Genomic DNA, 18671 nt, shown 5'->3' with positions numbered 1-18671 from the left:
CGTCGGGTAGCGTGCGTCGAAGACTGGGAGCGCTCTCAAGGTCAGGATACGCGGTGGCGCGCCGGGAGAACAGCCCGCGGTGACGGGCCCGGACGCCTTGGCCTACCTTGGCGGAGGCCGTCGATCACCGAGAAAGGCACAGCGTGGAAAGTCCGTCATCGGTTCCCGCCTGGGTGCGGGCCGAACCCGCCCGGCTGCTCGGTTTCGCCGCTCGTGCGGCGCACCCCGGCGGCGGGTTCGCCTGGCTCGACAACACCGGCCGCCCGGTGCTCGACCGGCCCGTCGAAACCTGGATCACCTGCCGGATGACGCACGTCCTCGCGCTGGCGTCCCTGCAGGGCTCGGACACGGGAGCGCAGGTCGACCACGGGGTGGCGGCGCTGACGGGCCTGCTGCGCGACCCGGACCACGGCGGCTGGTACGCGACGACAACGTTGTCAGAGAAGCGCGCCTACGAGCACGCGTTTGTCGTCCTGGCCGCCGCGAGCGCGGTGGCCGCCGGCGCCGAGGGCGCGGAACCCCTGCTCGCCGAGGCTCTTGACGTGGTCGAACGCCGGTTCTGGGAGCCGGGCCCGGGCCGCGTCGCCGACGTCTGGGACCGCGGCTGGACGCGGCTCGAGGACTACCGCGGGGCCAACGCCAACATGCACTCGGTCGAGGCGTTCCTCGCCGCCGCGGACGTCACCGGCGACCCGGTCTGGGCCGCCCGCGCGTTGTCCATTGTGGACAAGCTGGTGCACGGCGAGGCCCGCGCGCACGGCTGGCGGCTGCCGGAGCACTACGACGCGCGGTGGCACGTGCTCCTGGACCACAACCGCGACGAGCCCGCGCACCCCTTCCGCCCGTTCGGCGCGACGATCGGGCACCTCTTCGAGTGGGCGCGGCTGGCGGTGCAGCTCAAGCGGGCGCTCGGTGACGGCGCGCCCGGCTGGCTGGTGCGCGACGCGGTGGCGCTGTTCGAGACCGCGGTCCGCGACGGCTGGGCGGTCGACGGCCGGCCGGGATTCGTCTACACCACCGACTTCGCCGGGACGCCGGTGGTGCGCACCCGCCTGCACTGGGTGGTCGCGGAGGCGATCGCCGCCGCGTGGACGCTGCACCAGGAGACCGGCGACCCGGCCTACCTGGCCCGGTTCGCGGAGTGGTGTGAACACGCCGAAGCCTGTTTCGCTGACCGGGAACTCGGGTCGTGGCACCACGAGCTCGACCCGGAGAACCGGCCCGCGTCGATGGTCTGGGCCGGCAAACCGGACATCTACCACGCGTACCAGGCGACGCTGCTGCCGGCGCTCCCGCCCGCCGCGTCGTTCGCCGGGGCGCTCAAGCCGCGCGGCTAGACTCGCCCGAGCCGTCTTCCCGACAAGGAGAACCATGTCGCCCTTCACCGCCGCCGGAAACCGGTACGCGGACATGCCGTACCGGCGCGCCGGGCGCAGCGGGCTGAAGCTGCCCGCCGTGTCGCTCGGCCTCTGGCACAACTTCGGGGACGACAAGCCCCTCGACGTCCAGCGCGCGGTGCTGCGGCGGGCGTTCGACCTCGGCGTGACGCACTTCGACCTGGCGAACAACTACGGCCCGCCGCCCGGTGCGGCCGAGGCGAACTTCGGCCGGCACTACGCCGCCGACTTCCGCCCGTACCGCGACGAGATCCTGGTGTCGTCCAAGGCCGGCTACTTGATGTGGGACGGCCCGTACGGCGAGTGGGGCTCCCGCAAGAACCTGCTCGCCAGCCTGGACCAGAGCCTCGCGCGCACCGGCCTGGACCACTTCGACGTCTTCTACTCCCACCGGCCGGACCCGGAGACGCCGATCGCGGAGACCATGGGTGCCCTCGACTCCGCCGTCCGGTCGGGGAAAGCGCTCTACGCGGGCATTTCCAACTACTCGCCGGAGCAGACGGCAGCCGCGATCGCCGCGCTGACCGAGCTCGGCACCCCGCTGCTGATCCACCAGCCGTCGTACTCGATCCTGAACCGCTGGGTCGAGGACGGCCTTCAGGACACCCTCGACGAGCACGGCGTGGGGTCGATCGCGTACTCGCCGCTGAGCCAGGGCCTGCTGACCGACCGCTACCTCGACGGTGTCCCGGCCGATTCGCGCGCGGCCGGCGCGAGCCCGTTCCTCACCCGCGACCGCCTCACCGAGGAAACCCTGGCGACGATCCGCGCGCTGAACGACGTCGCCAAGCGGCGTGAGCAGACGCTGGCGCAGCTGGCCATCGCCTGGGTGCTGCGCCGCGGCCGCGTGACCTCCGCGCTGATCGGCGCCAGCAGCGTCGCGCAGCTGGAGAACACCGTCGCCGCCACTGCGAACCTCGAGTTCACCGACGACGAGCTGGCCGAGATCGACCGGATCGTCAAGCGGTAGCGCAGCCGAGCCGCGCGGGAGCCACGGCCACGTCGTCGAACCACAGCGTGTCGGCGTCGGTGCCGTAGCTCTCCCAGCCCAGCCGCAGGTCGGTCACCGACGGGTGCCAGGCCCGCGCGAGCCACTGCTGGTCGACGTCGGGAGTCGCGACGCCGTCGGCGACCAGCCCGGGCACCGCCGCGGACCCGAGCCAGGTCCGCAGCTGCCCGGCGGAGCCGTCGAGCTCGAACTCGAAGCAGGACCACGTCCCGGTCGGCAGCGGGACGCTCTGGGCGACCCCGGCCGGGCTCTGCGCCGGCAGGGTCGCGTCGTCGGACTCGCGGTTCCACTGCAGGGCGTGGTTCTGGCCGCCGGCGCGCAGGTCGCGGTGGTCGATCGAGTCGTGCATCGCCAGGAAGGTGACGTGCCCGGCGGGCAGCGGGGTGGTGTGCCGGACCCAGAACCGGCCGAAGAGCGGACCGGTGCCGGGGACGCTCGTGCCGAAGAAGGTGTGGTTGCAGTAGCCGCCCTGGCCGGTGACCTTCACCGACCGGCTGCCCGAGTGCGCGACCGTGCCGTCGACGGTGACCGCGCCGGTGCCCTGGCAGTTCGCCGCGCCGACGGTCCAGCGGCCGCCCGGGGCGCCGCCGGTCTGCTGCTCGAAGTCGTCGCAAATCACGGCTTCGGCGCACCCGGCGGGCGGTGGTGCGGACGTCGTGGTGGCCGGTGTGGTCGTCACCGGGGGAGCGGGGTCACCGCAGGCGACGCCGTTGAGCGCGAAGTCCACGGGATCGGGGTTCGTCCTGGTGGCGGTGCCCTGCACACCGAACGAAACGGAAGCGCCGGCGGGCAGCGCGGCGTTGTAGGGCAGGCTTTCGGCGGTGACCGCGGCGCCGGACTGCCGGACGGTGGCGTTCCACGCGGACGTCACGACCTGGTTCCCGGGCTGGTGCCAGGTGAGCGTCCAGGACGAGAGCGCGGTGGCGCCGTTGGTCACGGTGATCTCGGCGGTGTACCCGGTCTGCCACGCGTCGGCGCGGTAGCCGGCTTCGCAGGCCGGCGCGGCGGTGGCGGGACCGGCGGCGACCACCGCGGTGGTGCCCGCGGCGGCGAGGCAGAGCGCGCCGAGGGCGCCGGCGAACCTGGTCATCGGGTCTCCCGGGAGGCGGACGAGGACGCGGCCAGGGGCGCCGTGGCCTGCACCACGACGCCCCTGGGTGGTGGTCGCGTTCTGGCGAGGCGACCTGGCATGGGAGCGCTTCCAGCCGTCGAGAACGTAACCCGGGATGTCCGGGTTGTAAAGCGCGACCCGGCCGCGGCCCGTTCCGGTGGCCCGTTTTCCGGCGGTCGGCCGCTCCTGGCGTCCACTGAACGCTCCTGAACGGCCGAACCCGTTGGCGGGAAACCGATCCCGCGGTCGCGCTGGGCCACCGGCCGAGGCGGCCGGATGCCGCCGTTGGGGTGGATTCGGAAGAATCTTCCCCAAGATCGCGGCGGGCTTTACAGGGCTCGAGGTGGGCGGTACTGTCCAGCGCTGCTGGGAGCGCTCTCATGATGAGTCCTGCACAAGGGAGTGTTCGATGCGTTCCGGACCAGCACTGCTCGGCGCCTTTGGCGCAGTCGCCGTTGTCGGCGCGACGACGGCCTTCACTCTCGGCACCCCGGCGCCCGCCGCCGCGGCCACCGCCTGCGAAGTCGGCTACACGACGAACGACTGGGGAACCGGCTTCACCGCCAACCTCACGCTGAAGAACCTCGGGACGGCGCCGCTGTCCGGGTGGTCGGTCAGCTACGCCTACACCGGGAACCAGCAGCTGCAGCAGGGCTGGAACGGCACCTGGGCCCAGAGCGGGAAGACCGTCACGCTCACCCCGGCGACCTGGAACGGCACGGTCGCGCCGAACGCGTCGGTCACCGCCGGGGCGAACTTCGCCTACAGCGGCACGAACACCGCCCCGGTGTCGTTCAGCGTCAACGGCGCGCCCTGCGGCGGCACCACGCCAACCGCCACCCCGACGACCCCGACGACGACCACCACCACTCCGCCGCCGGGGGACGCGCCCGCGTTGCACGTCGCGGGCAACCACCTGGCCGACCCCGCGGGCACCCCGGTCACCCTGCGCGGGGTGAACCGCTCCGGCGGGGAGTTCGCGTGTGTGCAGGGCAACGGCCTCTTCGACGGCCCGATGGACGCGGCCTCGGTGGCCGCGATCAAGAGCTGGCACGCCAACGTCGTGCGCGTGCCGTTCAACGAGGACTGCTGGCTCGGGCTGCCCAATGTCAAGCCGGAGTACGCCGGCGCGACCTACCGCGCCGCGCTCAAGTCCTATGTGGACCTGTTGCACGCGAACGGCCTCTTCGCGATCCTCGACCTGCACTGGACCCAGGGCGTCTACACGGGAAACTCGTCGGCGTGCGCGGACGTGAACTCGACCTGCCAGAAGCCGATGACGAACACCGCGCATTCGGTGGACCTGTGGACCTCGGTCGCGACCACGTTCAAGGGTGACAACGCCACGATCCTCGACCTGTTCAACGAGCCCTACCTCGACCGCGCCGTCTCCGGCTCGGCCCAGGCCTGGACGTGCTGGCGCGACGGCGGTTCCGCGTGCCCGGGCATCGGGTACCCGGTGGCGGGCATGCAGACGCTGGTGAACGCGGTGCGCGCGACCGGCGCCACCAACGTGGTCATGCTCGGCGGGCTCGCGTACTCCAACGACCTGACCGGGTGGCTGCAGTACCGGCCGAGCGACCCGGCGGGCAACCTGGTCGCGTCCTGGCACTCCTACAACTTCAACGTCTGCAGCTCGGCGTCCTGCTGGGAGAGCCAGCTCGCGCCGGTCGCCGCGGCGGTGCCGCTGGTGGCCGGGGAGATCGGCGAGAACGACTGCGCGAGCGGGTACGTCACCGGCCTGATGGACTGGCTCGACCGGCACCAGGCGTCCTACCTCGGCTGGACCTGGAACACCTGGAACTGCGGCACCGGACCGGCGATGATCTCGGCCTACGACGGCACGCCCACGGCGTTCGGCGCGGGCATCCGGGCGCGCTTCCTCGCGGCGGGCTGAGCGGCGAGGGGCGGTGGCTTTCCGCCGCCCCTTCGCTCGGTCGAGTGAGAGAATGTCGGGTGCACGTGCACGAAATGGGTGCTCTCTCACCCTTCTGGGGTGCTGTGACCAGGTCCTTGGTGACGTCGTGGGCCCTTGCGGTCACGCTGCGGTACTGTCATCCGTGTGCACCAGTACGCCGGAAATCGTTGGATGAACGATGAGTCGACAGGTAAAGCCAGGGAGTAAGCCCTACCGTGCACAACTGCGCGACCGGCTGGCCGCGTTGGGTTTTCCCGAGGCGGCGATGCCGGCCAGGGTGGCGGAGAACCTGATCGTCGAATGCCGGATCCCGCCCCGGACCGCGTGGCGGCTCGCGTCCGAGCTCTCGCTCGACGTCGCGGCGCACCACTACAACGCCGTCACCGGCGATCCCAAGGCCGGCATGCGCGGCACCCGGATCTGGGAGTACGAGCAGTGGCCCGAACGCGGTGTCCGGCCCACCGTCGCGGCCCTGCGCGTGCTCGCGCAGGTGTACGGCACCGGCTGGAAGTCCCTGCTGGGGCTGCGTGACCTCGAGCAGCTGCCGGCCAAGGACCTGGCCGAGTACCACGCCGACGAGCCGGCGCTGGTGACCGCGGTCGCCGTGCCCGAGCACGACGTCCCGCCGGCTCGCAGCGCGGCGCCCCGCACCGAGCTGCGGCCGGAGGAGGACTTCGGCGCCGGCGCGCTCGACGACGCCATCCTGCTGACCAAGACCAACGTCGACGACGTCCAGCTCGACGACCTCTGGTCGGACCTCGACTTCCTCGGCAGCGCCTACACGCGCACCGCGCCCGACTCGATCCTCGGCCAGCTCGCCGTCATCGAGGAGCGGGCGTCGGCGCTGCTGAAGGGGCGCCAGCGGCCGAAGCAGACCCAGGACCTGCTCCTGGTCGGCGCGAAGTCCACCGCGATGATGGCGTGGATCGCCGGCGACCTCGGGCGGTACCGCCTTTCGCGCGAGCTCAACTCCGCGGCCTGGCTCTACACCCAGTACGCCGACGACTTCCTCGCCCGGCGCTGGGTGCGCACGTCGCAGGCGCGCGTGGCCTTCTGGTCGGGCAACGGCATCGAGTCCGCGAAGCTCGCCGCCGACGGGCTCAACTACCACGTCGGCGGCCGGCTGACGGACGCGCCGCTGATCCTCGCCGAGGCGCGCGGCTGGTCGTCGGTGCAGGCCGAGCAGCAGGTGCTGGACGCGATCGCGCGCTGGACCAGCATCGAGGACCCGGACCTGGGCGCGGGCGGCGAGGACCGGTTCTTCAACATCACGAAGGACCGCCGCCACTACATGGCCGGCACCTCGCTGCTTTCGGTCGGGCAGGCGTGCGCCGCGCTGCGCGAGTTCAGGACGGCCCGCGAGGCCTACGAAAAGCTGTCGCTGGAAAACCGCTGGGAGGCCATGGACCCCATGATCCGGATCGACACCGGCCGCGCGCACCTGCGGCTCGACGATCTCGACGGCGCGGCCGCCCAGCTGGAGCCCCTGCTCGCCACGGACGTGGCGAAGCAGCCGGACATGGTGCGTGCCATGCTCAAGGTCCTGGCCACCGAGCTGACCGGACCGCGCTGGCGCGCGGCCGCGACGGCCCGGAGCCTCGCCGAGGCTCTCCTGGACGCCCAAGCTTCGGCTCGGTCGTGACGGGCGACCCGACCCGGATGGAGGTGCCGCGGATGGCACCGGAGGGTTCCCCGCGCCCGCAGGACGCTCCCGTCGAGCCGGACTGGGCGTTCGAAGGCCATACCCGCCGCCACGTCGTGGTGGTCGCCGACCGGTTCGCGCGGTTCGCCCGCGGCGACCGGGTGCTGACCATTTCGGACCTGCTCGCCATGCTCACCGCCGGCGCGCCGGAGGTGGAAGGCTGCCACTGGGTCGTGCACGTCGGCCAGGGCATCGACGGGACCGACTGCGACCTGCTCGAAGCCGCGTGCGAGAAGAGCGAGGCGTCGGTGCGCCTCGCCGACCCGGCGGCGTTCCGGCAGTCCCTGGCGCACCCGGGGGTGGTCCACAAGGACCGGCCGGAGAACGTGCTGCTGGCGGGCGTGCACAGCCCGGTGGCCACGCACTGCCGGGCCGAGCTGCGCATCCACCGGGACAACGAGCTGATCCTCGACCACCACACCGGTGAGCACGTGCAGGGCATCGTGATCATCGAGGCGATGCGGCAGATCTGCATCGCGCAGTTCGAGACCGCGGTCCGCCCGCGCCTGGGCGCGCCCGCCTACGCGGGGGTGTGGAAGCGGATCGACCTGTCGTTCCAGGACTTCCTGTTCCCGCTGCCGGCCACGGTCGAGTCGCTGATCGAGGAGTCCGACCTCAGCCGCGACAGCAACCTCAAGTTCCGCGCCAGCACGGCGGTCCGCCAGCACGGGCGCACCGTCGCCACCGCCGGCATCGAGTACTCGATGATCGGGCAGGGGCGCATCGACACGCTGGAGCGCCGCAAGGCCGACCAGGCCACCCGCGCCTACCTGGACTGACCCGAAACCCACTCCGGAAGGGAAACCACACCACGATGTCCGAAGCGCAGCAGCAGGACCGCGCGGCGTCCTTCGCCCAGGGCCTCGAGCTCATCCGGCGGCTCGGCGGGGTCGAGCGGCCGGCCGTGCTGGACCTGTTCGCGAGCATCGGGGAAGCCGAGTTCGGCGAGCAGTGCGTCGGCTTCATCTACGGCGACGTCTACCACCGCCCCGGCCTGCCGCTGCCGGACCGGCAGCTGGCGACGGTCGCCGCGCTCACGGCGCTGGGCTACGCGGGCTCCCAGCTGCAGTTCCACGCCAAGGCCGCGCTCAACGTCGGCTGCACCCGCCGCCAGCTGGTCGAGACGGTCATCCACATCAGCTCGTTCGCCGGCTTCCCGGCGACCCTGAACGCGCTGGGCGAGCTGAAGGCGCTGTTCGAAACCCTGCCCGCGGACGAGACGCCGGCCGAGACCACCGACGTGCCGTGGGCGGGCATCGAAGACCGCTACGAGCGCGGGCTGGCCGCGATGAAGGCCGTCGACGGCGACGCGGGGGAGAAGGTCGCGGAGGCGCTGAAGGACATCGCCCCCGACCTGGCGACCTACATCATCGAGTTCACCTTCGGCGAGATCTACAGCCGGCCGCACCTGAGCCTGCGCCACCGCGAGATCGTCACGATCGCCGCGTGCGTCGCGCTGGGCACCGCGCTGCCGCAGCTTAAGGTGCACATCCACGGCCTGCTCAACGTCGGCGGCACCGAACAGGAGGCGGTGGAGACCGTGCTGCACCTGGCGTTCTACTGCGGCTTCCCGGCCGCGCTCAACGCCATCGCCGCCGCGCGGGAAGTGTTCGCGCAGCGGTGACCGGGCTGCGGAAGGTCCGCGTGGTCGCCCTCGACTGCGACGGCGTGCTGATCGACGACACGTACCTGGCCATGATCGCGCGGTTCGTCACCGACCACGGCGGGGTCTACGACGCCGCGGCGGAACGGGACGTCATCGGGCTGCGGGACATCGTCGTCGCCGAGAAGGTCACCCGGCTCTGCGGGCTCGACCAGCCGGCCGAAGAGACCCTGAAGCAGCTGTGGGCCGCCCGGCAGGACTACCTGGCCGAGCACCCCATCCGCGTCGCCGAGGGCGCGCGGGACTGCCTGGAGGCGCTCGGAAAGCTCGACGTCCGGCTCGTCTGCTACGGCGGGCGGACCCGGGAGCACACCTTCGACCGGCACCTCGGCGACCTCGTGGACCTGTTCGACCCCGAGGTGCCGTACGTGAGCATCAACGAGCACCGGCCGGGCGTCGAGCACATCACCCGGACCGTGCTCGGCGCCGGGTTCGACGAGATCGTGTTCGTCGACGACGTCAGTCGCGTGGCCGAGGACGCGCGCGTGCACGGCGCCGGGTTCATCGGGTTCCCGTCGAGCCCCGCTCACACGCGGCAGCGGGAGTTCATGGCCGCCGACGGCGTCCGGCACCTGCCGGGCTCGCTCGCCGAACTGACCCCGGAACTCGTGGAGATCGTCGACGCGGAGCTCGCGAGTTCGACACACTGGCCTCGTTGAGGAGTTCCCGCACCCTTGGAGCCGCTGTGAAGTATTTTTCCCTGCCGCGTCCCGGCGCCCAGCTCGTCCTGGGCGAGCGCGACACCCCCGAGCCCGGTCCCGGGCAGGTGCTGGTCCGGATGCGCGGGTGGGCGGTCAACGCCCGCGACCTGATGATCATCAAGGGCTTCTACCCGAAGCCGGTGAAGGCGGACGTCGTCCCGCTGTCCGACGGCGCGGGCGAGGTCGTCGCGGTGGGCGAGGGAGTGGCCGCCTGGTCCGCGGGTGACCGGGTCGCGGCGACGTACTTCCCGGACTGGCAGTCGGGCCCCGGCACGCCGCACAACACGGCGGACGACCTCGCCGGCACCCTCGACGGGGTGCTCGCCGAGTACGCCGTCTTCCCGGCGGACGCGCTGGTCGCCGTCCCCGCCCACCTCGACTACGCCGAAGCGGCGACCCTGCCCAGCGCCGGCGTAACGGCGTGGCGTGCGGTCGTCGAAGAGGGCCGGCTGGCACCGGGCCAGACCGTGCTCACCCTGGGCAGCGGGGGCCTGTCCACGTTCGCCCTGCAGTTCGCGGTGCTCGGGGGCGCCCGCGTCATCGCGACGTCCAGCTCCGACACGAAGCTGGAGCGGCTGCGCGCGCTCGGCGCCGCCGACACGCTCAACTACACGACGACGCCGGAGTGGGGCGCCGCCGTGGCCGAGCTGACCGGCGGCGGGGTCGACCACGTCGTCGACGTCGGGGGCGGCGGCACGATCGGCCAGTCGATGATCGCCGCGCGCTACGGTGGGCACGTCACCGTCGCCGGCGTCCTGACCCACGAAGGCGCGGCCGACCCGGTGCTCGTGCTGGTCAAGCAGCTCACCCTGCGCGGCCTCACCAACGCCTCCCGCGCGACGTTCCAGGCGATGAACCGGGCCATCGAGCAGTCCGGCCTGCGGCCCGTCGTCGACCGCCGGTTCGCCTTCGACGAGGTCGAGGACGCTCTCAAGCACCTCGAGTCCGGCGCGCACGTCGGCAAGGTCGTGCTGGAGAGCGCCTGAGGGCGCGGCCGCTGTCCCGCGGGTAAGTTTTGCCGGTCCGGCTGGGTATATCCGTACCTCCGGGGCGCGTTTCCGCAGGTAACCGCGGTTTGACCGGGCGAAAAAGTCCTCTTTCGGCAGGAATGGCGGCCGCGGGCCGCACCGGGGAGAGTGATAGTCACCGGGACAGCGCCCGAGCAGGCTGCGGCTGCTGGGAGCGACGTCCGGGTCTGGGGGCGCGGGGAGGGGGTTTCAACCGCCTGGGGGTGGGTTGAAACCCCCTTCCGGCCGACGCCGGTCCGCGCACCCCCGGACTCCTTCCTCACCGCGCCCCGTACGGCATGCGGATCGCTCTGAAGCCGCCTCGGCGAGGCCGAGGCTCCGTTGGCTCCCATGGCCGTGCGGCGACCCGCCTCGACGCGGCTGTGCCCCGCGCGGTCTGGCTTCGGCCCCGTGCTCATGCGGCTGCCCGTCCGTTCAGGTGGCCGAACGCCTCTGCACTATTTCCCGCTCAGCGGAAACCAGTTCACCCACCGTCGCAAATCGCGCGCGGATTTCGCTTTCCGTAATCATCCACAAAGGATTCCTGAACCGCCGTCCGAGACAGATCGTGTCCATTGTGTACCGAATCGGCGCTCACGCGGACGGAGTAACGTTGTGCGCCAAGCGGTATCACATATGTGAACGGCGATCACGTTTCTGAATTGTTATCAGGACTGCCTTGCCCGGTTTTTTCCGGCGTGTGAGTGTGGTCCCCGCTGGCTGGACTGAACCTATGAAAGAGGCGACCCGGCAATGACGCAGACGGCCCCGCCGCGGCATATCAGCCGAACCACGCTGTACTTCTTCGGCGCGCTCGGCGGCATCTTGTTCGGTTACGACCTCGGGGTGATCTCCGGGGTGCTCCCGTTCATCGGGAAAGCGTGGTCGCTGACCGCCTGGGACAAGGGTGTGATCACCGCCAGCCTCTCGGTCGGCGCGATCGTGGGCGCGCTGTTCTCCAGCCGCATCAACGAAGCCCTCGGACGGCGGCGCACCATCATGGTCGCCGCGGTGGTGGTCATCGTGGGCACGCTCGCGGCGAGCTCCTCGCCGACGTTCGCGCTGCTCGTGATCTCGCGGCTGGTGATCGGCCTGGGCATCGGGCTTTCGTCCTCGACGGTGCCGACCTACCTGTCGGAGCTCGCGCCGGCCCGGTTGCGCGGCGCCATGGGTGCGCTCAACCAGATCTTCATCGTGCTCGGCATCCTGATCGCGTTCCTGGTCAGCTACTGGCTCGGCCCGATCTCCGCGTGGCGCTGGATGTTCGCCGGCGCCATCGTGCCCGCCGCGATCCTGCTGGTCGGGCTGGCGTTCCTGCCGGAGACCCCGCGCTGGCTGCTCAAGAACGGCCAGGAGGAGGAAGCCCGGCGGGTCCTGGCGAGCGCGCACGGCAACTCCGTGAACCTCGACGAGGAGATCGAGACGATCCGCGACGTCATCCGGCTGGACACCGAGGCCAAGCCGCGGTTCCGCGAGCTGTTCTCCGGCTTCGTGCGTCCGATGATGGTCGTCGCCATCCTGCTCGCCGTCGGCCAGCAGTTCAGCGGGGTCAACGCGATCAACGCGTACTTCCCGACGATGCTGATCGGCCTCGGCTTCGCCACCCAGGCCGCGTTGCTGTCCGGCGTGCTGCTGGGTGTCACGAAGTTCTTGTTCACCGCATGGGTCGTGTTCGTCGTCGACCGCTGGGGCCGCAAGCCGCTGCTGCTCATCGGCAACGTGATCATGGTCGTGACGCTGGCGGCGGCCGGGCTCGTGGTGCTGAACGTCCACGACACCGGCACCCGCGGCATCCTGATGCTGGTGATGATGGTGCTGTACCTGGTCGGCTACGAGCTCGGCTGGGGCGCGGTCGTCTGGGTGATGATGGCCGAGGTGTTCCCACTGAAGTACCGCGCGGCCGGCATGGGCGTCAGCAGCGTCGTCCTCTGGGCGGCGACCGGCATCGTGAGCGCGGTCTTCCCGCTCATCTCCGCGGTGGGCTCGCTCGGCATCGGCGGCTCGATGTTCCTGTTCGCCGGGATCAACGTGGTGCTGTTCGTGCTCACCAAGTGGCTGGTCCCGGAGACCAAGGGGCGCAGCCTGGAGCAGATCGAGCTCGACCTGCGGGCGCGCCAGGGCGTGACCGCGAGCTGACCCCGGGGGGCCGGAACCGGCGGGACACGGATCTTCCGTGTCCCGCCGGTTCAGTGTGCGGGGGCGGTGACCAGGCCGAGCTTGCCGGCGAGCCGGCCGACCCACGCTTCGACCTCCTCTGGCGCCCGGTCCGGGAGCCCGAAGACGGTTTCGGTGACGCCGATCGAGTCCAGGTGTGCCAGGCGCTCCCGGTCCGGGCGTTCCCCGAGGGCGCAGACCCGCGGCGCCCCTTCGCGGCCTTCGTCGTGCCAGATCTGCTTGAGCAGGGCCAGATGCCCGTCCAGGTCGGTGTCGGCCGGGGTGGTGATCCAGCCGTCGGCGTGGCGCGCGATCCAGTGGAACGTCTTCTCCGTCGGACCCGCGCCGAGCAGTACCGGGATGTGCGGCTGGACCGGCTTCGGCCACGCCCAGCTGGGCCCGAAGGAGACGAACTCCCCGGCGTAGGCGGCTTCTTCCTCCGTCCACAGTGCACTCATCGCTTCGAGGTACTCGCGCAGCGCGGTGCGGCGGCGGTTGCCGGGCACCCTGTGGTCGGTCAGCTCGTCGACGTTCCAGCCGAACCCGGCGCCGAGCGTGACCCGCCCGCCGGAGAGGTGGTCCAGGCTCGCGATCGTCTTGGCCAGCGTGATCGGGTCGCTTTCGACGGGCAGCGCCACCGCGGTGGACAGCCGGATCCGCGACGTGACCGCGGCCGCCGTCGCCAGCGCGACCCACGGGTCGAGCGTGCGGCTGTAGCGGTCGTCGGGCAGGGAAGCGTCCCCGGTGCGCGGGTGCGGCGACTCGCGCTTCACCGGGATGTGCGTGTGCTCGGGCACGTAGAAGGTGGCGAACCCGGCGGCTTCGGCGGCGCGGGCCGCGGAAGCCGGGGTGATGCCTCGGTCGCTGGTGAACAGCACGATTCCGTAGTCCACGCGAGGAGCATATTAGAACGTGTTTCAGTTTTCAAGGCGGCCCGCCTTGCCGGGTTGTTGCCGGATTCGTCCCAGTCCGTGGACAGAGCAGTCCGCAAGATGGCGTGCCCGGGCCTCGGTCCGCTACCGTGGGTCACAGGTCGAGAGGCGCTGCAACGGACCCCGGGTCCGCCACGCTCGGCTGGCACGACCACCCAAGGGCGCCTCCCGACCGAGGGAGGCTGCCGGTGAACCCCAACACCCCGCGAGAGTCCGACGCCACCGCGCGCCTGCGCGAGCTGCTCGGCCGGCGGGTCGCGGTGCTCGACGGCGCCTGGGGAACGATGCTGCAGGGCGCCGGGCTGACCCCGGCCGACTACCGCGGCGACCGCTTCGGCGAGCACACCCACGACGTCACCGGGGACCCGGACCTGCTCAACCTCACCCGCCCGGACGTCATCCTCGACGTGCACCGCCAGTACCTGGCCGCGGGCGCGGACATCACCACGACGAACACCTTCACCGCCACCAGCATCGGCCAGGCCGACTACGGGCTGGAGCGCCACGTCCACGAGATGAACGTCCGCGGCGCGCAGCTCGCGCGCCAGGCCGCCGACGAAGCGGGCGGCCGGTTCGTCGCCGGGTCGATCGGCCCGCTGAACGTCACGCTCAGCCTGTCGCCCAAGGTCGACGACCCGGCGTACCGGGCCGTCACGTTCGAGCAGGTCAAGGCCGCGTACGCGGAGCAGATCGCCGGGCTCGCCGAGGGCGGCGTCGACCTGCTGATGATCGAGACGATCTTCGACACGCTCAACTGCAAGGCGGCCATCGCCGCGGCCCGCGACGTCGCGCCGCACCTGCCGCTGTGGATCTCGGTCACCATCGTCGACCTGAGCGGGCGGACGCTCTCGGGCCAGACCGTCGAGGCGTTCTGGAGCTCGATCGAGCACGCGAAGCCGCTGGTCGTCGGCGTCAACTGCTCGCTGGGCGCGGAAGAGATGCGCCCGCACGTCGAGGAGCTGTCGCGGCTCGCGGACACCTACGTCGCCTGTCACCCGAACGCCGGGCTGCCGAACGCCTTCGGCGGGTACGACCAGACGCCCGAGGAGACCGCCGGGCTGATCGGCGGCTTCGCCCGTGACGGCATGGTCAACCTCGTCGGCGGCTGCTGCGGCACGACCCCGGCCCACATCAGGAAGATCGCCGCCGCCGCGGAAGGCGTCACCCCGCGCGAGGTGCCCGCGCCGCGCACCCACACGCGGTTCAGCGGGCTGGAGCCGTTCGGCATCGGCGCCGACACCGGGTTCGTGATGATCGGCGAGCGCACCAACGTCACCGGCTCCAAGCGGTTCCGGCGGCTCATCGAGTCCGACGACCACCAGGCCGCCGTCGACGTCGCGCTCGAACAGGTCCGCGGCGGGGCGAACCTGCTCGACGTCAACATGGACGCCGACCTGCTCGACAGCGAGCAGGCGATGACGACCTTCCTCAACCTCATCGCCACCGAGCCCGAGGTCGCCCGCATCCCGGTGATGGTCGACAGCTCCAAGTGGACCGTGCTCGAAGCCGGCCTGCGCTGCATCCAGGGCAAGGGCGTCGTCAACTCGATCAGCCTCAAGGAGGGTGAGGAGCCGTTCCTCGCCCAGGCCCGCGTCATCCGCAACTACGGCGCCGGTGTGGTCGTGATGGCCTTCGACGAGCAGGGCCAGGCCGACACCGCCGACCGCAAGGTCGAGATCTGCGGCCGCGCGTACGACCTGCTGACGCAGCAGGCCGGTTTCGCGGGTGAGGACATCATCTTCGACCCGAACGTCCTCGCCGTCGCCACCGGCATCAGCGAGCACAACGGCTACGCGAAGGCGTTCATCGACGCGCTGCCCCGGATCAAGGAGCGCTGCCCGGGCGCCCGGACCAGCGGCGGCATCTCGAACCTCTCGTTCTCCTTCCGCGGCAACGACGTCGTCCGCGAGGCGATGCACTCGGCGTTCCTCTTCTACGCCGTGCAGGCCGGGCTCGACATGGGCATCGTCAACGCCGGCCAGCTCGCGGTCTACCAGGACATCCCGGCCGACCTGCTGGAGCTGGTCGAGGACGTGCTTTTCGACCGCCGCGAGGACGCCACCGACCGGCTGGTGAGCTTCGCCGAGAACGTCAAGGGCAGCGGCACCAAGCGGGTCGTCGACCTCTCCTGGCGGGAAGGCACTGTGCAGGAGCGGCTTTCGCACGCGCTCGTGCACGGGATCGTCGACTTCATCGAGGACGACACCGAAGAGGCGCGGCAGCAGCTGGCGCGGCCCCTCGAGGTGATCGAAGGCCCGCTGATGGACGGCATGAAGATCGTCGGCGACCTCTTCGGCTCCGGCAAGATGTTCCTGCCGCAGGTGGTCAAGAGCGCCCGCGTGATGAAGCGGTCGGTCGCCTACCTCGAGCCGTTCATGGAGGCCGAGAAGGAGGAGGCCCGGCTCGCGGGGCGCGCCGAGGTGTCCAACGGCCAGGGCAAGGTCGTGCTGGCCACGGTGAAGGGCGACGTCCACGACATCGGCAAGAACATCGTCGGCGTGGTGCTGGGCTGCAACAACTACGAGGTGATCGACCTCGGCGTGATGGTGCCCGCGGCGAAGATCCTCGACACCGCCGTCACCGAGGGCGCGGACGCGGTCGGGCTGTCCGGGCTGATCACGCCGTCGCTCGACGAGATGGTCTCGGTGGCCACCGAGATGCAGCGCCGCGGGCTGAAGCTGCCGCTGCTCATCGGCGGGGCCACGACGTCCCGCCAGCACACCGCGGTCCGGATCGCGCCCGCCTACGACAACGCGACGGTGCACGTGCTCGACGCGTCGCGCGTGGTCGGCGTCGTCTCCGACCTGCTGGACCCGGACCGGTCGATCGAGCTGGCCGAGCGGAACCGGGCCGACCAGGAGGTGCTGCGCGAGCAGCACGCGAACAAGCAGCGCCGCCCGATGCTGACCCTCGAGCAGGCGCGGGCGAACCCGGAGGAGGTGTCGTTCGACGACCTGCCGACCCCGGCCTTCACCGGCGTCCGGGTCGTCGAGCCGAGCATCACCGAGCTGCGCGAGATGGTCGACTGGCAGTTCCTGTTCCTGGCCTGGGAGCTCAAGGGCAAGTACCCGGCGATCCTGGAGCAGCCGGTCGCGCGGGAGCTGTTCGACGACGCCAACACGTTGCTGGACCAGATCATCGCCGACGGCAGCTTCACCGCGAAGGGCGCGTACGCGTACTGGCCGGCGCACCGCGAGGGTGACGACATCCTGCTCGACGGCGAGTTCGCCCACGTCGGCTTCCCGATGCTGCGCCAGCAGACGTCGAAGCCGCTGGACCGCGCGAACCGCTGCCTCGCCGACTACATCGCGCCCGCGGGTGACCACCTCGGCGGGTTCGCCGTGGCCATCCAGGGCGCCGAGAAGCTCGCCGCGAAGTACGAGGCCGAGCAGGACGACTACCGCGCGATCATGGTCAAGGCGCTGGCCGACCGGCTCGCCGAAGCTTTCGCCGAATACATCCACCTCAAGGCCCGCCGCGACTGGTTCGAGCCGGACGCCGACCCGCTGCTGGAAGACCTGCACGCGGAGCGGTTCCGCGGCATCCGCCCGGCGCTCGGGTACCCGGCCAGCCCCGACCACAGCCAGAAGCGCGAGCTGTTCGAGCTGCTGGAGGCGGACGAGCTGGGGATGGCGCTCACCGAGTCGTTCGCGATGACCCCGGCGGCGAGCGTGTCCGGGCTGATCTTCGCGCACCCGGACTCGAAGTACTTCACCGTCGGGCGGCTGAACCGCGACCAGATCGAGGACTACGCGCGGCGCAAGGGCGTCGAGGTGGCCGAGGTCGAGCAGTGGCTGCGGCCGAACCTGGCCTACGAGCCCGAGGCGTAGTCCTTCAGCGCGATGTCGGTGGCGAAGTTGTCGGTCGCCTTGAGCATCATGCGGAGCAGGAAGCGGGACTTGAACGTCCAGTCCCGCAGCTTGATCCGCAGCCGGGACGGCGGCGCGAGGAACGGGCCCGCGCTGCCGCGCTGGGAGATCTTGGCGTAGCCGCGGCACTGCTCTTCATACGCCGCGAAGGCGGTCCGGTGGTCGCCGCCGGCGGCCAGGAGCTCGCCGGCGAGCACGTACGCGCCGACGATCGCCAGGCCGGTGCCGAAGCCGCCGAGCGTGTTGCCGTACGCGGCGTCGCCGAGCAGGACCACGCGGCCGCGCGAGTAGTGGTCGATCGTGACGCGGGCGAGCGAGTCCAGGTAGAACTCGCGAGCCTGCGGGACCTTCGCGATCAGCTCGGGCACGCGCCAGCCGGCGCCGCGGTAGGCCTCGGCCACCAGCTTCCGCTGCTTCGCGACGTCCGTGCGGTCGTAGTCCAGCTCCGGCGAGGCGAACACGAAGAACGCCGACGCCTTCGGCCCGCCGACCGCGGTCATCCGGCCCGGCTCGTTGTACATCACCGCGTCGCCGTCGGCGACCTCTTCGCCCAGCTCGGCCAGCGCGTAGTAGTGGCCGAGGAAGCGGACGTAGTCCCGCTCCGGGCCGAAGGCCAGCCGCCGGACGTTCGAGTGGATGCCGTCCGCGCCGACCACCAGGTCGAACCGGCGCGGCGCGGCGTTGGCGAAGGTGACGTCCACGCCGTCGGGCGTCTCGACGAGCGCGGTGATGGTGTCCCCGAACAGGTACTCGCAGTGCTCGGCGGTGCGTTCGTAGAGGAGCTGAGCGAGGTCGCCGCGGCGGATCTCGATCTCGCCCCCGGTGAACTCGCCGGGGATCACCGCCTGGGCGCGGCCTTCGGCGTTGATGATCGTCTGGTCGGTTCCGCCGGTCTGGCGGGCCAGGACCTCGTCGAGGATGCCCATGCGCTCGAGCACGGTCCGGTGGGTGTCGCCCTTGAAGTCGACCGCCTGCCCGCCGGGCCGCACCGCGGGGGCGCGTTCGACGACGGTGACGGTGCAGCCGTAGCGGGTCAGCCAGTGGGCGAGGGCGGGGCCGGCGATGCTGGCGCCGGAGATGAGGACGGTGAGGTTCTTCATGCCCCGGAGCTTCTCGGGCGGCGCTGACCGTTCCCTGGCCGTCCGCTGACGGTCACCGTCGGCGTCCGGTGCGTGACTGTCGCGAATGGACGGCCGAGGACGGAAAAT

13 protein-coding genes are annotated in these 18671 nt (G+C 71.3%); 10 read left to right on the top strand and 3 right to left on the bottom strand.

Annotated elements, in window-relative coordinates:
* Positions 1-143: 143 nt before the first annotated feature.
* Both ACZ61C_RS36105 and ACZ61C_RS36100 read left to right on the top strand, forming a co-directional pair.
* Positions 144-1337 (top strand): AGE family epimerase/isomerase, encoded by a 1194-nt coding sequence (locus ACZ61C_RS36105; RefSeq protein ID WP_465312391.1) that lies wholly within the window; start codon positions 144-146, stop codon positions 1335-1337.
* A gap of 34 nt (positions 1338-1371) precedes the next feature.
* A complete protein-coding gene (locus ACZ61C_RS36100) occupies positions 1372-2367 on the top strand; it encodes an aldo/keto reductase (protein WP_465312390.1) in 996 nt (331 codons plus the stop codon).
* Here ACZ61C_RS36100 and ACZ61C_RS36095 read toward each other — a convergent pair.
* A complete protein-coding gene (locus ACZ61C_RS36095) occupies positions 2357-3496 on the bottom strand; it encodes a cellulose binding domain-containing protein (RefSeq protein WP_465312389.1) in 1140 nt (379 codons plus the stop codon). The two genes, ACZ61C_RS36100 and ACZ61C_RS36095, sit on opposite strands and share 11 nt — an antisense overlap.
* 430 nt (positions 3497-3926) lie before the next feature.
* Between ACZ61C_RS36095 and ACZ61C_RS36090 the strand changes: the two genes are divergently transcribed.
* The 7 genes from ACZ61C_RS36090 (at position 3927) to ACZ61C_RS36060 (ending at position 12644) form a co-directional block, all read left to right on the top strand.
* Positions 3927-5414 (top strand): cellulase family glycosylhydrolase, encoded by a 1488-nt coding sequence (locus ACZ61C_RS36090; RefSeq protein WP_465312388.1) that lies wholly within the window; start codon positions 3927-3929, stop codon positions 5412-5414.
* 199 nt (positions 5415-5613) lie between these two features.
* Positions 5614-7077 (top strand): hypothetical protein, encoded by a 1464-nt coding sequence (locus tag ACZ61C_RS36085; RefSeq protein ID WP_465312387.1) that lies wholly within the window; start codon positions 5614-5616, stop codon positions 7075-7077.
* Between the two features lie 32 nt (positions 7078-7109).
* Positions 7110-7916, top strand: coding sequence for an AfsA-related hotdog domain-containing protein (locus tag ACZ61C_RS36080; protein WP_465312386.1), 807 nt, complete (start codon positions 7110-7112; stop codon positions 7914-7916).
* Between the two features lie 35 nt (positions 7917-7951).
* The gene (locus ACZ61C_RS36075) at positions 7952-8761 is read left to right on the top strand and encodes a carboxymuconolactone decarboxylase family protein (protein ID WP_465312385.1); all 810 of its coding nucleotides are present in this window, start codon (positions 7952-7954) and stop codon (positions 8759-8761) included.
* Positions 8758-9459, top strand: a complete 702-nt coding sequence (locus ACZ61C_RS36070; RefSeq protein ID WP_465312384.1) for an HAD family hydrolase — start codon at positions 8758-8760, stop codon at positions 9457-9459. The genes ACZ61C_RS36075 and ACZ61C_RS36070 overlap by 4 nt, the downstream gene beginning before the upstream one ends.
* A 26-nt stretch (positions 9460-9485) precedes the next feature.
* Entirely contained in the window at positions 9486-10487 is a 1002-nt protein-coding gene (locus ACZ61C_RS36065) for a zinc-dependent alcohol dehydrogenase family protein (protein WP_465312383.1), read from the top strand.
* A gap of 774 nt (positions 10488-11261) precedes the next feature.
* Positions 11262-12644 carry a sugar porter family MFS transporter gene (locus ACZ61C_RS36060; protein ID WP_465312382.1) on the top strand — a complete coding sequence of 461 codons (1383 nt, stop codon included), beginning with the start codon at positions 11262-11264 and terminating at the stop codon, positions 12642-12644.
* Between the two features lie 50 nt (positions 12645-12694).
* Here the strand turns inward: ACZ61C_RS36060 and ACZ61C_RS36055 are convergent, their stop codons facing one another.
* Positions 12695-13555, bottom strand: a complete 861-nt coding sequence (locus ACZ61C_RS36055; protein WP_465312381.1) for a TIGR03619 family F420-dependent LLM class oxidoreductase — start codon at positions 13553-13555, stop codon at positions 12695-12697.
* 227 nt (positions 13556-13782) lie between these two features.
* Between ACZ61C_RS36055 and metH the strand changes: the two genes are divergently transcribed.
* Complete coding sequence (gene metH, locus ACZ61C_RS36050) at positions 13783-17424, top strand: methionine synthase (protein WP_465312380.1); 3642 nt, start codon at positions 13783-13785, stop codon at positions 17422-17424.
* On the opposite strand, the gene ACZ61C_RS36045 is transcribed toward metH, so the two are convergent.
* Positions 17406-18563, bottom strand: a complete 1158-nt coding sequence (locus tag ACZ61C_RS36045; RefSeq protein WP_465312379.1) for an FAD-dependent monooxygenase — start codon at positions 18561-18563, stop codon at positions 17406-17408. The two genes, metH and ACZ61C_RS36045, sit on opposite strands and share 19 nt — an antisense overlap.
* Between the last annotated feature and the right edge of the window lie 108 nt (positions 18564-18671).

This window comes from Amycolatopsis sp. NPDC104587 (assembly GCF_055583645.1).
The sequence above is the reverse complement of the archived record's forward strand: the minus strand, read 5'-3'. Positions and strand labels throughout refer to the sequence as shown.

What these genes read in the sequence shown, in the direction of transcription:
- ACZ61C_RS36085 (WP_465312387.1), top strand. Translation starts at nt 5,614, where the DNA reads ATGAGTCGACAGGTAAAGCCAGGGAGTAAGCCCTACCGTGCACAACTG.
- ACZ61C_RS36045 (WP_465312379.1), bottom strand. Translation starts at nt 18,563, where the DNA reads ATGAAGAACCTCACCGTCCTCATCTCCGGCGCCAGCATCGCCGGCCCC.
- ACZ61C_RS36090 (WP_465312388.1), top strand. Translation starts at nt 3,927, where the DNA reads ATGCGTTCCGGACCAGCACTGCTCGGCGCCTTTGGCGCAGTCGCCGTT.
- ACZ61C_RS36095 (WP_465312389.1), bottom strand. Translation starts at nt 3,496, where the DNA reads ATGACCAGGTTCGCCGGCGCCCTCGGCGCGCTCTGCCTCGCCGCCGCG.
- ACZ61C_RS36060 (WP_465312382.1), top strand. Translation starts at nt 11,262, where the DNA reads ATGACGCAGACGGCCCCGCCGCGGCATATCAGCCGAACCACGCTGTAC.
- ACZ61C_RS36075 (WP_465312385.1), top strand. Translation starts at nt 7,952, where the DNA reads ATGTCCGAAGCGCAGCAGCAGGACCGCGCGGCGTCCTTCGCCCAGGGC.
- ACZ61C_RS36080 (WP_465312386.1), top strand. Translation starts at nt 7,110, where the DNA reads ATGGCACCGGAGGGTTCCCCGCGCCCGCAGGACGCTCCCGTCGAGCCG.
- ACZ61C_RS36100 (WP_465312390.1), top strand. Translation starts at nt 1,372, where the DNA reads ATGTCGCCCTTCACCGCCGCCGGAAACCGGTACGCGGACATGCCGTAC.